Source organism: Candidatus Methylobacter oryzae, assembly GCF_003994235.2.
Classification (GTDB): domain Bacteria; phylum Pseudomonadota; class Gammaproteobacteria; order Methylococcales; family Methylomonadaceae; genus Methylobacter_A; species Methylobacter_A oryzae.
The window spans coordinates 15,086-27,837 of sequence record NZ_RYFG02000098.1; the positions used below are offsets into that span (position 1 = coordinate 15,086).

General features: G+C 47.0%; 18 protein-coding genes. 4 read left to right on the top strand and 14 right to left on the bottom strand.

Annotation, left to right across the window (positions count from 1 at the left end; translation table 11 throughout):
• Positions 1 to 19: 19 nt before the first annotated feature.
• The 14 genes from EKO24_RS11730 to mnmG all read right to left on the bottom strand — a co-directional run bounded on the left by EKO24_RS11730 (position 20) and on the right by mnmG (position 11,498).
• Entirely contained in the window at positions 20 to 442 is a 423-nt protein-coding gene (locus tag EKO24_RS11730) for a F0F1 ATP synthase subunit epsilon (protein ID WP_127029103.1), read from the bottom strand.
• A gap of 25 nt (positions 443 to 467) precedes the next feature.
• Positions 468 to 1,847 carry a F0F1 ATP synthase subunit beta gene (atpD, locus tag EKO24_RS11735; protein ID WP_127029104.1) on the bottom strand — a complete coding sequence of 460 codons (1,380 nt, stop codon included), beginning with the start codon at positions 1,845 to 1,847 and terminating at the stop codon, positions 468 to 470.
• 62 nt (positions 1,848 to 1,909) lie between these two features.
• A complete protein-coding gene (atpG, locus tag EKO24_RS11740; RefSeq protein ID WP_127029105.1) occupies positions 1,910 to 2,773 on the bottom strand; it encodes a F0F1 ATP synthase subunit gamma in 864 nt (287 codons plus the stop codon).
• 12 nt (positions 2,774 to 2,785) lie between these two features.
• Positions 2,786 to 4,327 (bottom strand): F0F1 ATP synthase subunit alpha, encoded by a 1,542-nt coding sequence (gene atpA, locus EKO24_RS11745; protein ID WP_127029106.1) that lies wholly within the window; start codon positions 4,325 to 4,327, stop codon positions 2,786 to 2,788.
• A gap of 20 nt (positions 4,328 to 4,347) precedes the next feature.
• Positions 4,348 to 4,878 (bottom strand): F0F1 ATP synthase subunit delta, encoded by a 531-nt coding sequence (locus tag EKO24_RS11750; RefSeq protein ID WP_127029107.1) that lies wholly within the window; start codon positions 4,876 to 4,878, stop codon positions 4,348 to 4,350.
• A gap of 5 nt (positions 4,879 to 4,883) precedes the next feature.
• Entirely contained in the window at positions 4,884 to 5,357 is a 474-nt protein-coding gene (locus EKO24_RS11755; protein ID WP_127029108.1) for a F0F1 ATP synthase subunit B, read from the bottom strand.
• A 39-nt stretch (positions 5,358 to 5,396) separates the two neighbouring features.
• Positions 5,397 to 5,684, bottom strand: a complete 288-nt coding sequence (gene atpE, locus EKO24_RS11760; RefSeq protein ID WP_127029109.1) for a F0F1 ATP synthase subunit C — start codon at positions 5,682 to 5,684, stop codon at positions 5,397 to 5,399.
• A gap of 44 nt (positions 5,685 to 5,728) precedes the next feature.
• A complete protein-coding gene (gene atpB, locus EKO24_RS11765; RefSeq protein ID WP_127029110.1) occupies positions 5,729 to 6,502 on the bottom strand; it encodes a F0F1 ATP synthase subunit A in 774 nt (257 codons plus the stop codon).
• A gap of 26 nt (positions 6,503 to 6,528) precedes the next feature.
• Complete coding sequence (locus EKO24_RS11770) at positions 6,529 to 6,900, bottom strand: ATP synthase subunit I (RefSeq protein ID WP_127029111.1); 372 nt, start codon at positions 6,898 to 6,900, stop codon at positions 6,529 to 6,531.
• Positions 6,901 to 7,009: 109 nt separating this feature from the next.
• Entirely contained in the window at positions 7,010 to 7,873 is an 864-nt protein-coding gene (locus EKO24_RS11775) for a ParB/RepB/Spo0J family partition protein (protein ID WP_127029112.1), read from the bottom strand.
• Between the two features lie 64 nt (positions 7,874 to 7,937).
• On the bottom strand, positions 7,938 to 8,219 hold the full coding sequence (locus EKO24_RS11780) for a hypothetical protein (RefSeq protein ID WP_127029113.1): 282 nt from the start codon (positions 8,217 to 8,219) through the stop codon (positions 7,938 to 7,940).
• Positions 8,216 to 8,992 (bottom strand): ParA family protein, encoded by a 777-nt coding sequence (locus tag EKO24_RS11785; protein ID WP_127029114.1) that lies wholly within the window; start codon positions 8,990 to 8,992, stop codon positions 8,216 to 8,218. The genes EKO24_RS11780 and EKO24_RS11785 overlap by 4 nt, the downstream gene beginning before the upstream one ends.
• Entirely contained in the window at positions 8,992 to 9,627 is a 636-nt protein-coding gene (gene rsmG / locus EKO24_RS11790; RefSeq protein ID WP_127029115.1) for a 16S rRNA (guanine(527)-N(7))-methyltransferase RsmG, read from the bottom strand. The genes EKO24_RS11785 and rsmG overlap by 1 nt, the downstream gene beginning before the upstream one ends.
• Positions 9,627 to 11,498, bottom strand: coding sequence for a tRNA uridine-5-carboxymethylaminomethyl(34) synthesis enzyme MnmG (gene mnmG, locus EKO24_RS11795; protein ID WP_127029116.1), 1,872 nt, complete (start codon positions 11,496 to 11,498; stop codon positions 9,627 to 9,629). Before mnmG ends, rsmG begins: the two co-directional genes overlap by 1 nt.
• An 80-nt stretch (positions 11,499 to 11,578) precedes the next feature.
• On the opposite strand from mnmG, the gene EKO24_RS11800 reads away from it, so the two are divergent.
• From EKO24_RS11800 to EKO24_RS11815, 4 genes are all read left to right on the top strand, one after another.
• Positions 11,579 to 11,794, top strand: coding sequence for a DUF7230 family protein (locus EKO24_RS11800; protein ID WP_127029117.1), 216 nt, complete (start codon positions 11,579 to 11,581; stop codon positions 11,792 to 11,794).
• Positions 11,791 to 12,063, top strand: coding sequence for an addiction module protein (locus EKO24_RS22395; protein WP_154671594.1), 273 nt, complete (start codon positions 11,791 to 11,793; stop codon positions 12,061 to 12,063). The genes EKO24_RS11800 and EKO24_RS22395 overlap by 4 nt, the downstream gene beginning before the upstream one ends.
• A gap of 81 nt (positions 12,064 to 12,144) precedes the next feature.
• Entirely contained in the window at positions 12,145 to 12,360 is a 216-nt protein-coding gene (locus EKO24_RS11810) for a hypothetical protein (RefSeq protein WP_127029118.1), read from the top strand.
• Positions 12,350 to 12,640, top strand: a complete 291-nt coding sequence (locus EKO24_RS11815) for a type II toxin-antitoxin system RelE/ParE family toxin (protein WP_127029119.1) — start codon at positions 12,350 to 12,352, stop codon at positions 12,638 to 12,640. Before EKO24_RS11810 ends, EKO24_RS11815 begins: the two co-directional genes overlap by 11 nt.
• Positions 12,641 to 12,752 lie beyond the last annotated feature (112 nt).

Consider the following 12,752-nt stretch of genomic DNA (forward strand, 5'->3'; position numbering starts at 1 on the left):
GACAGCGGCGTAAAGTGAACTATCCGCCGCGTTTTCTAAGTCTATCCAAAGTCCTTAATTGCATGACGGCATCCGTTAATTGAGCCTGCGCGACTGCAAAATCGATTTTTCCAGACTTATCCGCCAGCGCTTCTTCAGCTCTGGCTTTGGCTTCTATTGCTGCCGCCTCATCAATATCTTTCGCTCTTATAGCCGTATCGGCAAGAATGGTAACCACATGCGGTTGGATCTCCAGCATGCCGCCTGACACATAGAACGGATAAACCTCTTTATCACTGACTTTAACCCGGACTTCACCGGGTTTAAGTCTGGATATTAATGGCGCATGCCGTGGCGAAATGCCTACTTCGCCGAGTTCAGCAGGAGCAAACACCATTTCTGCCAACCCGGAAAATATTTCCTTTTCTGCACTAACGATGTCTACATGTACGGTCATGGTCATGATTGATACCTACTTGTTGTGTAACTTATTTCATGCCTTTTGCTTTCTCAAGCACTTCGTCTATGGTACCTACCATATAAAAAGCTTGCTCAGGAATAGCGTCATATTCACCGTCGATAATGCCTTTAAAACCGGCGATGGTATCTTTCAGCGACACATATTTACCAGGCGAACCGGTAAATACTTCGGCCACGAAGAAAGGTTGCGACAAGAAACGCTGCATTTTACGCGCTCTGGCAACGATGAGTTTGTCTTCTTCTGACAATTCATCCATGCCCAGAATCGCAATAATATCGCGCAATTCCTTATAGCGTTGCAAAGTACCTTGTACGCCACGAGCCACTTCATAATGTTCTTGGCCAATGACCAGCGGATCTAACTGACGGCTGGTTGAATCGAGCGGGTCAATCGCAGGATAGATACCCAACTCGGCAATTTGACGCGACAATACCACGGTCGCATCCAAATGCGCGAAAGTCGTTGCTGGGGACGGGTCAGTCAAGTCATCCGCCGGTACGTATACCGCTTGGATAGAAGTAATCGAACCTGTTTTGGTTGAGGTAATACGTTCCTGCAACACGCCCATTTCTTCCGCCAATGTTGGCTGATAACCTACCGCTGAAGGCATACGGCCTAGCAATGCCGATACTTCGGTACCTGCCAATGTATAACGATAGATGTTATCCACGAAGAACAGAACGTCACGGCCTTCGTCACGGAAATATTCCGCCATCGTCAGACCGGTCAACGCCACGCGCAATCTGTTTCCTGGCGGCTCATTCATCTGGCCGTAAACCAGCGATACTTTATCGATTACGTTTGAATCAGTCATTTCGTGGTAGAAGTCGTTCCCTTCACGAGTACGCTCACCCACACCGGCAAATACCGAATAACCGCTGTGTTCGATCGCGATGTTACGGATCAATTCCATCATGTTAACAGTCTTGCCTACACCGGCACCGCCGAACAGACCGACTTTACCGCCTTTTGCGAATGGACATACCAAGTCAATAACTTTAATACCGGTTTCTAACAGTTCGTTGCTAGCGGCTTGTTCGGCATAACTAGGCGCTTCGCGATGTATGCCCCAACTAACTTTTTCACCAATAGGACCTTTTTCATCGATCGGCTGACCCAGCACGTTCATAATACGTCCTAAAGTTTCCTGTCCGACCGGTATTGCAATAGGTGCGTTAGTATTGCTAACGTCCAACCCCCGGCTTAAACCGTCGGTTGTACCCATAGCAATCGTTCTGACAACACCATCACCTAATTGCTGCTGAACTTCCAGCACCAAGCCTTTGCCTTCTACATTTAAGGCGTCATATACTTTGGGCAGGTCTTCGCGTGAAAATTCCACGTCTACGACCGCGCCGATAATCTGAACGATTTTACCCGAACTCATTGAGTTGTCCTCTTGTATTGTGTCATTTTAACTTGGGCTCTTAGACTAAGCTCAGGAGCGCCTTAAACGGCTGCGGCGCCGGCAACAATTTCCGAAATTTCCTGAGTAATAGCGGCTTGTCTGGCTTTGTTATAGACCAGCTGCAATTCATTGATAATATTTCCGGCATTATCCGAAGCGCTCTTCATTGCCACCATTCGCGCCGCTTGCTCACAGGCATTATTTTCAACTAAGCCTTGATAAACGATAGACTCGGTATACCGGGTTAGCAAATGGTCCAAAACTTCCTTCGCATCGGGCTCATAGATATAATCCCAATGGCCCTGTAGACCTGCATCAAGATCACCGGCTACAACCGGCAGTAATTTTTCGATGGTAGGCTTCTGAGTCATGGTATTGACGAATTCGTTGTATACAACATGTAACTCGTCGATTCTACCTTCGGTGTAAGCATCCAGCATAACTTTAATGATCCCGATAATGTCATGCTGATGCGGCGTATCGCCGAGCTTAGAAACTTGCCCAACCAGATTTATTTTCAGATTGCCGAAAAAACCAAACGCCTTAGTACCTACTGTACAAATATCCACTTCAATATTTGCTTTTTCCCATTGCGCCATTTGAATCAGAGTCTTTCTGAATAAATTTGAATTCAAGCCACCGCACAACCCCCTGTCAGAGCTTATTACGATAATGCCGACTCGTTTAACCGGGCGCTCAATCAGGAAAGAATGTTTATACTCCGGATTAGCATGGGCCAGATGTTTGATAATCTGGCCAATCTTTATAGAGTATGGGCGTGTTGCCATCATTCTGTCTTTCGTTTTACGCATTTTACTCGCTGCAACCATTTCCATTGCACGGGTAATTTTTTGAGTGTTTTTAATACTCCCGATCTTGCTGCGTATTTCTTTACCAACAGCCATCTTAAGACCCTTTTACCAGCTATGAGTTTTGACGAAAGTCTGGATTGCAGTCAGCATGCCGTTTCTTATGTCGTCATTAAAATCGCCGGCCTCATTGATCTTGTTCATCAATTCAGAATGCTCCGACGCCATGTACGACTGTAAAGCAGCTTCAAACGCAAGCACTTTGTTCACTTCCACGCTATCTAGGAACCCTTCATTGGCAGCAAACAACGAAACCGCCATTTGAGCAACCGACATTGGTGAATATTGGTTCTGTTTCATCAGTTCGGTTACACGTTGACCGCGTTCGATCTGTTTACGAGTATTCTCATCCAAGTCAGACGCAAACTGGGCGAAAGCCGCCAATTCACGATATTGCGCCAAGTCAAGACGCGTACCGCCGCCTAGTTTCTTGATGATCTTGGTTTGAGCCGCGCCACCTACTCGAGATACCGACAAACCGGCGTTTACCGCAGGACGTATACCGGAGTTGAACAAGTTGGTTTCCAAGAAAATCTGGCCGTCCGTAATTGAAATTACGTTGGTTGGAACGAAAGCCGATACGTCGCCGCCTTGGGTCTCGATAATAGGCAATGCTGTCAATGAGCCAGTTTTGCCTTTTACCTTGCCGCCTGTCAATTTCTCGACTTCTTCGGCGTTGATACGGGCTGCTCTTTCCAATAAACGCGAATGCAAATAGAACACGTCCCCTGGATACGCTTCACGTCCTGGCGGACGGCGCAACAGCAAGGAAATTTGACGATAAGCCCAAGCTTGCTTGGTCAAGTCATCATAAATGATCAATGCATCTTCACCGCGGTCTCTGAAATATTCGCCCATTGAACAACCGGTATACGGCGCAATGAATTGCAACGCAGCCGATTCCGATGCCGACGCTGAAACGATAATGGTATGTTCCATTGCGCCGTGCTCTTCAAGCTTACGCACAACGTTGGCAATCGATGAACGTTTTTGACCAATGGCGACATAGATACACTTAATGCCGGTGCCTTTTTGATTGATAATCGCATCAACCGCGATAGCTGTTTTACCGGTTTGTCTGTCGCCGATAATCAACTCCCGTTGGCCACGTCCTACCGGAATCATCGCATCAATGGATTTCAAACCTAATTGCACAGGTTGATCAACCGATTGACGTGCAATTACGCCCGGTGCAATTTTTTCAATCGCTGAAGTTTCAGTGCTGTCAATAGCACCTTTGCCGTCAATAGGGTTACCCAGCGCGTCAACAACACGGCCCAGCAATGCTTCCCCGACAGGTACTTCCAGAATTTTGCCGGTACATTTTACGGTGTCGCCTTCAGAAATGTGCTGGTATGAACCTAATACCACCACACCGACTGAATCTCTTTCCAGGTTAAGCGCCATGCCATAGGTGTTGCCGGGGAACTCCAGCATTTCGCCTTGCATTGCTTCTGAAAGTCCATGTACGCGTACAATACCGTCAGTCACACTGACTACTGTACCTTCCGTATGAGATTCGGCATTCAGGTCGAAGTTTTCGATCTTCTTTTTGATCAGATCGCTTATTTCAGATGGGTTTAATTGCATATTCTGTTTCTCGCTCTGGTTTAGAGTCGTTTTGCTAATTGTTGAAGCTGGCCTTTTATGGAACCGTCAATCACTCTGTCGCCTGCACGTACTACCACGCCACCGATTAATGACTTATCTACGGTGACATTCATATGGACTTTTTTGCTCAGCGTTTTTTCCAGCGTTAAAGTAAAACTCTGCTTTTCTTCTTTAGAGAAAGCATAAGCGGTAGCAACTTCAACATCGACATAACCCTCATCTTCCGCCTTTAAGGCTTCGAACAGCTCAGCAATAGTCGGAGCCAGAGTCAATCGGTTGTTTTGAACGAGTAACTTCAGAAAATTTGCACCTTCCGCATCTACCTGCTCCTGGCAAATATCGAGCATCAGTGCTGATAACCGTTCCTTGCTGATCTTGGGATTAACGACGACTGCCGAAATTTCTTCATCATTCAGGACAGCCGATATAAACGCCAAACCTTTTGACCATTGCTTAGTCGTGCCGGTTTCTTTAGATCGCTTGAATACTGCCGCTGCATAAGGCCTTGCCAATGTTGCCAGTTCGCTCATTATGCTTAACCCAATTGATTAGAGATTTTGCTTAGGAGGTCCTGATGCTTGGTCTTATCGATTTCCGCACTCAGGATCTGCTCTGCAGCCTGCAAAGCCAAAGCTGAAACCTCTTTACGTAAAGTTTCTTTAGCTTGTTGTCTTTCTTGCTCGATTTGCGCCTTTGCCACTTGAATCAAACGCTCACCTTCTTTTTTAGCGGTGTCTTTTGACGCTTCAACAAGTTCATTGGCTCGTTTTTGGGCCAGATTAACAATCTCCGAGGACTGTTCTTTGGCTTCTTTCAAAACGCCCTTAGCCTTTTTCTCGGCCAACTGCATTGATTCCTGACCTTTTTCAGCCGCAGCCAAACCGTCAGCAATTTTCTTTTTACGTTCTTCTAAAGAGTCAAATAAAGGCGGCCAAATGTACTTCATGGTAAACCATACCAGAAGTGCAAAGGTAATCATTTGCCCAATCAGAGTAGCATTGATACTCACGATGCGTTCCTCTTGTTGCTAGTAAAGTTAAACAGCTGATTAACCCGCTGCCGCAGTTTGTACAGCAGACAGGAATGGGTTTGCAAAAGTAAAGAACAACGCTAAACCAACACCGATCATAGTTACCGCGTCCAACAGACCCGCAACAACGAACATTTTTACTTGCAGCATAGGAACCATCTCAGGTTGACGAGCAGCACCTTCCAGGAACTTTCCACCCAACAGACCGAAGCCTATCGCTGTTCCTAAAGCGCCCATACCCAGAACCAAACCTACTGCGATAGCAGTCATGCCTTGTACATCAGCAATCAATTTTGCAATTTCCATGAAACCTCCAAACGGTTAGTTAATTATAAAAAGTTAAAAAAGTATTAATGATCTTCGTGCGCCATACTCAGGTAAACAATGGTCAAAACCATGAATATGAATGCCTGGAGCGTGATAATTAAAATGTGAAAGATCGCCCAGGGAAAACTCAGCACCGGCTGGAGATAACAAGGCAATAAAGCAATCAGGATGAAGATCAACTCGCCCGCATATAGGTTTCCGAATAAACGAAGTGCCAGTGAGATTGGCTTGGCAATTTCTTCTACCAACTTCAACAGCAGGTTGAACGGCAAAAGCCATGGACCGAAAGGTTGAAACATCAACTCTTTCGCAAAACCCCAAGGTCCTTTTACCTTGATACTATAGAAAATAATCAAACAGAAGACGGAAATAGACATTGCAAAAGTTGCGTTCAAATCCGTACTTGGAACGACACGCAGGTATTCAATACCCATCAACGAACCGATTAGCGGCAAAATATCAACCGGGAACAAGTCCATGAAATTCCACAAAAATACCCAGCAAAAAATAGTTAATGCCAAGGGTGAGATTAATTTATTTTTACCGTGAAAGCTGTCTTTTACCTGAGTATCGACAAACTCAATCAGCATTTCCACAAAATTCTGCACCAATCCTGGAACACCGGCAGTCGCTCTGTCTGCCGCCATTTTGAAAAACCAGATAAACAAGGCTCCCAGTACGACTGAGAAAAACAAAGTATCCAGATTCAACGACCAGAAACCCTCGCCGACGGTCAGCGAAGTTAAATGGTGAATAATATAACCGGTTGCACCTTCGGCATGAGCTTCGGTAGCCATCGTTCCTCTCTAATATTTAAACAGTGTTAACGCATCAGCAGCGCAAACCAAAAAACCGATAAAGCTGCTACATATACTGCTAGCAGCGGTAATATTTCTATGTTCGGAAGTTGAAAAATCATAAAAAACAGCGCGGCTGTTAATAATAATTTGCCAGACTCCCCCGCATAAAAAGACCGTACAATCTTTCTCGCTTCCTGCCCAGCCGATCTATATACTCGCAAAGCGAAATACAGGTTCGGAATAAACGCCGCCGCTCCGCCTAAAACCGCCGACAGCGCGCCAACCTCTCCTTTTGCCAAAGCAAACCCAGCTGTCATTATTATTATTACCAGAATTTGGTAACTAATAATCTTACTGATTGCAGAGCTATTCCTGGCTGCCACACACAACTCCATACTCAACAAGTAGGGAATTATATATACCGACCCTCATTAAATCAAGGAAGATTGAAATTTAACTTACATTTTTTATTGTTTTTTATATATCGATACATTGTCTATCTCGCTATTTAATTTGCTCAAGAATTCCATCCAGTTCTTCCAGGCTGGAATACGCGATAACCAACCTTCCCGCACCATTTTCCTTATGCTCAATCGATACTTTTGCCCCCAGTTTTGCAGTCAGGTCTTCCTGTAAACGCAGAGTGTCTTTGTCTACGACCTTTATTTTGGGCATCTTAGGCTCGGCTTGACTGTCTTTCACCAAACGCTCCGCAGCCCTAACCGTTAAGCCATCTTTAACAATTTTGTTGGCCGCAACCACTTGCTGCGGACCATCCAGCGACAGCAAGGCTCGAGCGTGCCCCATTTCCAACTGCCGATTGACCAGCATCTTTTTCACGTCCGGGTGCAAATCCATCAATCTTAACAGATTAGTCACTGTGGCACGCGACTTACCGACCGCGTCGGCGACTTGCTGATGCGTCATTGCAAACTCGTCCAACAAGCGTCTCAATGCTTCGGCCTCTTCCAAAGGATTCAGGTCTTCCCGCTGGATATTCTCAATCAGCGCTATCGCCATTGCAGCGCGATCGTCTATCTCCTTGATGACGACCGGCACTTGCTGCAACCCGGCTAATTGCGCGGCTCGCCAGCGACGTTCACCGGCAATAATTTCGTACTTTTCCGAAGCAATCATACGCACAACAACCGGCTGGATAATACCTTGCGCTTTGATCGAATCGGCCAATTCCTGTAGCTTTTCGGGATCAATATCTTTTCTGGGTTGGTACCTGCCCCGTTGCATGTACTCAATCGGCAGGGTTTGTAACTGATGGCCTTCCCCAGCTTCCGCTTGCTCGTCTTTATCCGAAAAACTACCTAATAAAGCATCCAGCCCTCGATTTAACCCGCGTTTCTTCACCGCCATAATCTCTTAACTTTTTCTCTTCTCAATTGTTCTACCGGCCTATGCCATGCCTGTTCCACTGAATTTAAGACAAATCAGCGCGGATTATCGACTCAAAGTCTTCAATCAATTTTCTTAAATTCTCTGCCTCTTCCAACAAAGTATGATGCTCTTTTTGAATCTCCTTAAAAAACGCAACCACCATTGCCGCTTGCTTATTCACTTCCACGGATTCCTCGACGGCAACAGGTTGCGCCTCGACACAACCCACCTCCCTCTTTATCGGCAGTTGTATCTCCTCATTAGCAAAATCCTCCGCTAATAAAGCCTCGAGTCCTCGACCTAAACCACGCTTTTTTAAAGTCATAAGCTGCTTTGCTTCTCTTTTCTGATCATTTCACCGGCCAAGGCGATATAAGCGACAGAACCTCGTGATGATTTATCATAGCTTAATACCGGCAAACCATGACTTGGCGCTTCTGCCAAGCGAATATTTCTTGGTATGCAAGTTCTGAATACTTTATCGCCAAAATAGCGGATCAACTGCTCCGATACATCTTTAGTTAGGCGATTTCTATCGTCGAACATAGTCCGAAGAATGCCTTCCAGATGCAATTCGGGATTAACGCTGTCCTGGATATTCTTCAACGTGCTCATCAATGCGGATAGCCCTTCCAATGCATAATATTCGCATTGCATAGGTATCAGCAGACTGTTAGCAGCAACCATCGCATTTAAGGTCAGCATGTTCAGCGAAGGCGGACAATCGATCAAAATAAAATCGTACTCCGCTTTTATCGGGATTAACGCATCTGCAAGCCTTCGTTCTTTATGATCGGCATGCATCAACTCCACTTCGGCCGCCGTCAGGTCGCCGTTGCCCGGAATCACCGAAAAACCGATCTCTGGAATTTTAATGACCGTTTCCGACGCTGGCGCTTCTTCCATTAACAAGTCGTAACTGGAATATTTAACCTCTTGCTTATCGACGCCGCAGCCCATTGCCGCGTTGCCCTGCGGATCAAGATCGACCAATAACACGCGCCGGTTAGCCGCAGCCAGCGAAGCTGCCAGATTGACACTGGTTGTCGTTTTTCCTACACCGCCTTTTTGGTTGGTGATGGCAATTACTTTTCCCACTAGTTTACCTCGGCCTGTTCAGGCAATTGTATTCGTACCAAACATCTTTCTACATCCGCTCCGGGAACACTAAGCGGTATGACAGCGCTTTCCGCGTTAATTTCCGCAATCTCCGCCTCCATATTCTGTCCTTTCATCGCCAGCAACACGCCATTTGCGGCCAGCAAGTGCGCAGTCAGCTTCACTATATCGGGCAAACTGGCGAATGCCCTGGTAAGAACCGCGTCATATCCCTGCTCCGGATGATGGCTTTCCACGCGACTGTGAAGAACCTCGACATTTTTAAGCTTCAATTCCAATACGACCTGCTGTACAAACCGGGTTTTCTTGGCATTGCTATCCAGCAACGTAAAGCCAATCTCCGGCAAGCAGATCGCCAATGGAATGCCCGGCAAGCCCGCACCGGTGCCAATATCGATAATCCGCTTACCTTCAATATGAGGGACAATTGCCAGACTATCCAAAATATGCAGACGCGTCATTTCTTCCCTGTTCCTTATCGCGGTCAAATTATAGGCTTTATTCCATTTTTCGATCAGCTTGATAAAACCAATCAACTGATCGACTTGGCCGTCAGTTACATTTAAATTTAACGATGCTATCCCGTTTACCAGGATTTTTCGACACTCTTCCATCAGGCGCTTTTCTTTTTTAAATAAACCAGTAACAACGAGATCGCGGCAGGCGTAATACCCGGAATACGCGAAGCCTGACCCAGGGTTTCCGGCCGCTGTTTTTTCAGCTTTTCGCTGACTTCATTGGACAGACCGGGAACGCCGCTGTAATCGATCGTTTCAGGCAAACGCAGGTGATCGTAACGCAACGCTTTGTCTATCTCGGTTTGCTGCCTGTCGATATAACCGGCGTACTTGGCCTGGATTTCAACCTGTTCGGCGACTTGCGGATCCATGCCCTCGGCATCATCCATAAACGACAACAAACGCTGAATATCGACTTCCGGCCGGCGCAACAAGTCTATCAAGTTGGCTTCCCGCAATAACGGCTTGCCCCAATATTGCTCAACCTGGGCAGCTTGTTCGGTTTCGGCCCTGACCCATTTCTTTTTCAGGCCTTCTTGCAATCCGGCAATCGCCTCTCGTTTAGTTTCGAAGGCCTGCCAGCGCTCGTCATCGACCAAGCCCAGTTCACGGCCTTTTTCGGTCAGACGCAAATCGGCATTGTCTTCCCTTAACAGCAAACGGTATTCGGCCCGGCTGGTGAACATACGGTACGGCTCCTGGGTGCCGCGCGTAATCAGGTCGTCTATCATCACGCCGATATAGGCTTCATCGCGTCCCGGACACCAGCTTTCCAAACCTTTAACCAAGCGAGCTGCATTAAGGCCCGCGATTAAACCTTGCGCCGCCGCTTCCTCGTAACCGGTCGTACCGTTCACTTGTCCGGCAAAAAACAGCCCGTCCATATGTTTGGTTTCCAGCGACGATTTCAAATCCCGAGGATCGAAAAAGTCGTATTCAATCGCATAACCGGGGCGCAAGATTTCGGCATTTTCAAAACCCAGCATCGAACGTACAAGTTCATACTGCACATCGAATGGCAGGCTGGTTGAGATGCCGTTCGGATAAATCTCATGGGTATTCAAGCCTTCCGGCTCGACAAAAATCTGGTGCGAATCGCGGTCGGCAAAACGCACGACCTTGTCTTCGATGGACGGACAATAACGCGGCCCGACGCCTTCAATAATGCCCGAATACAACGGTGAGCGATCGAGGCCGGAACGGATAATATCGTGGGTTTTATTGTTGGTACGGGTGATGTAGCAAGGAATTTGCCGAGGGTGCTGCTCGGGCTTGCCGAGAAACGAAAACACCGGCACCGGATCGTCGCCATGCTGCACTTCCAGCTTGCTGAAATCGATAGTCCGGCCGTCGATACGCGGCGGCGTGCCGGTTTTCAAACGGTCGATCCTGAACGGCAATTCCCGCAAACGCTCGGCCAACGCAACCGAAGCCGCATCGCCGGCGCGGCCGCCGCTGTAGTTTTCCAAACCGATATGGATTTTGCCGGCTAAAAAAGTACCCGTCGTTAAAACCACCGCTCTTGCGGTAAAGCTCAAACCCATTTGCGTTTTGACGCCGGCAACCCGGCCGCCCTCAACGATCAAATCGGACACGGTTTGTTGGAATAATGCCAAATTAGGCTGATTTTCCAGCGCCGTTCTTACCGCTTGCTTGTAAAGCTGGCGATCCGCCTGAGCGCGAGTCGCCCGAACTGCCGGGCCTTTGCTCGCATTCAACGTGCGAAATTGGATACCGCCAAGATCGATAGCCCGAGCCATGATCCCGCCCAACGCATCGACTTCCTTGACCAGATGCCCCTTGCCGATCCCGCCAATCGCAGGGTTACAGCTCATTTGCCCCAACGTGTCGATATTCTGTGTCAGCAACAGCGTATTCGCGCCGCACCGGGCCGATGCCAACGCAGCTTCCGTACCCGCATGACCGCCGCCAACCACAATGACATCAAAGTCTTTTCTAAATTTCACTAGCGCTATGTACTCTTAAAAAATGATATATTACCGTCGTGTGAGTTCACACAACCTTTACATATTATAAGAGGTAAACGATGAAAAAACGTAAAAATCAAAAAGGAGCGCAAACCGTTCCTAACCAAAACCCGGTCGCGAAGTACGCGCACTTGTTTAACAAGGCGCAAACTTTTTGCGATAAAAGCAAATACAGCCGCAAAGTAAAGCATCCAAGGCAGGATGCTAATCCAATGGTTCCAGGCGGAATTATTGGATTAGCTTCTTGTTTTATCCTACAGGTAATTCCCACATGAGCATCGCCGAACTTCACAAGTTATCCGCAGTAGAAAAGCTCCGGATTATTGAGGCACTTTGGGGGGATTTGGTCGGCGACGAAGATAACCTTCCCAGTCTGGTCTGGCACGAAACCGAACTCGTAGAGACCGAAAAAAATTTCTCTCCGGCGACGTTGAGATACTGGATTGGCAACAAGCCAAGAAAGAATTGCGTTCGCAATTTGAATGAAAATCCAAGTTCTCCGGCCAGCTATAGAAGACCTTGCAGCAGGCCGAAAATTTTATGATCGTCAAGAAGCCGGAGTAGGCGACTATTTTTTCGACAGCCTCTTTGCTGAAATAGCAAAACAACCATTAGGAGTTGAACCATGATTAATATCACTATAGACAACCCCGACATAGAACACATCTTGCAACAAACCTATGGCAATAATCACAGCCGCCTGATCAAGGAATTCAGCCAATTCATACAAACCACAAGAATTAAAGACGATATAGGCATTTCCATACACCAACTTGAACAGGGCGAAAGCATAAAACTGACGGATGGGTTTACCCAAGTCAAACGAAAATATGAAGAGTGAACCGGAAATCGTCTTATCGCCTAAAGCCCTGCGACGACTGGAAGAGCTTGCCGAATATCTATATGAACAAACCCAATCAAAGCGCTTTGTTAGAGAATATATCGGCAAAATAGAAGCTTATTTGGAAAACACCCTCAAATTATTCCCAGAATCAGGAACACCGATGCCGGAATATGGTGAAGACATACGCCGTCTAAACTATCAGCGGTTTTCTATTCTTTATAGGATTGAGAAAACGCAAATTCAAATTTTAACTTTTTATCGGCAAAATCAGCCTTAATCCGGGTGTCTTTCAGCATGAAAGGATGGGGTGTTCCGCTTGAATGCAGTAGGCCGGAATAAGGCCATCCAAGCGCGTAGCGCGAGGTAGCGTTTCCGGCGAGTTTGGGATG

Bases quoted from the DNA above. Each gene is read 5' to 3' on its own strand.
- EKO24_RS11730 (WP_127029103.1), bottom strand. From the start codon at position 442: ATGACCATGACCGTACATGTAGACATCGTTAGTGCAGAAAAGGAAATA.
- atpB (WP_127029110.1), bottom strand. From the start codon at position 6,502: ATGGCTACCGAAGCTCATGCCGAAGGTGCAACCGGTTATATTATTCAC.
- EKO24_RS11750 (WP_127029107.1), bottom strand. From the start codon at position 4,878: ATGAGCGAACTGGCAACATTGGCAAGGCCTTATGCAGCGGCAGTATTC.
- EKO24_RS11780 (WP_127029113.1), bottom strand. From the start codon at position 8,219: ATGACTTTAAAAAAGCGTGGTTTAGGTCGAGGACTCGAGGCTTTATTA.
- EKO24_RS11800 (WP_127029117.1), top strand. From the start codon at position 11,579: ATGAAAAAACGTAAAAATCAAAAAGGAGCGCAAACCGTTCCTAACCAA.
- atpD (WP_127029104.1), bottom strand. From the start codon at position 1,847: ATGAGTTCGGGTAAAATCGTTCAGATTATCGGCGCGGTCGTAGACGTG.
- rsmG (WP_127029115.1), bottom strand. From the start codon at position 9,627: ATGGAAGAGTGTCGAAAAATCCTGGTAAACGGGATAGCATCGTTAAAT.
- EKO24_RS22395 (WP_154671594.1), top strand. From the start codon at position 11,791: ATGAGCATCGCCGAACTTCACAAGTTATCCGCAGTAGAAAAGCTCCGG.
- EKO24_RS11815 (WP_127029119.1), top strand. From the start codon at position 12,350: ATGAAGAGTGAACCGGAAATCGTCTTATCGCCTAAAGCCCTGCGACGA.
- EKO24_RS11810 (WP_127029118.1), top strand. From the start codon at position 12,145: ATGATTAATATCACTATAGACAACCCCGACATAGAACACATCTTGCAA.
- atpA (WP_127029106.1), bottom strand. From the start codon at position 4,327: ATGCAATTAAACCCATCTGAAATAAGCGATCTGATCAAAAAGAAGATC.
- EKO24_RS11775 (WP_127029112.1), bottom strand. From the start codon at position 7,873: ATGGCGGTGAAGAAACGCGGGTTAAATCGAGGGCTGGATGCTTTATTA.
- atpE (WP_127029109.1), bottom strand. From the start codon at position 5,684: ATGGAAATTGCAAAATTGATTGCTGATGTACAAGGCATGACTGCTATC.
- EKO24_RS11770 (WP_127029111.1), bottom strand. From the start codon at position 6,900: ATGGAGTTGTGTGTGGCAGCCAGGAATAGCTCTGCAATCAGTAAGATT.
- atpG (WP_127029105.1), bottom strand. From the start codon at position 2,773: ATGGCTGTTGGTAAAGAAATACGCAGCAAGATCGGGAGTATTAAAAAC.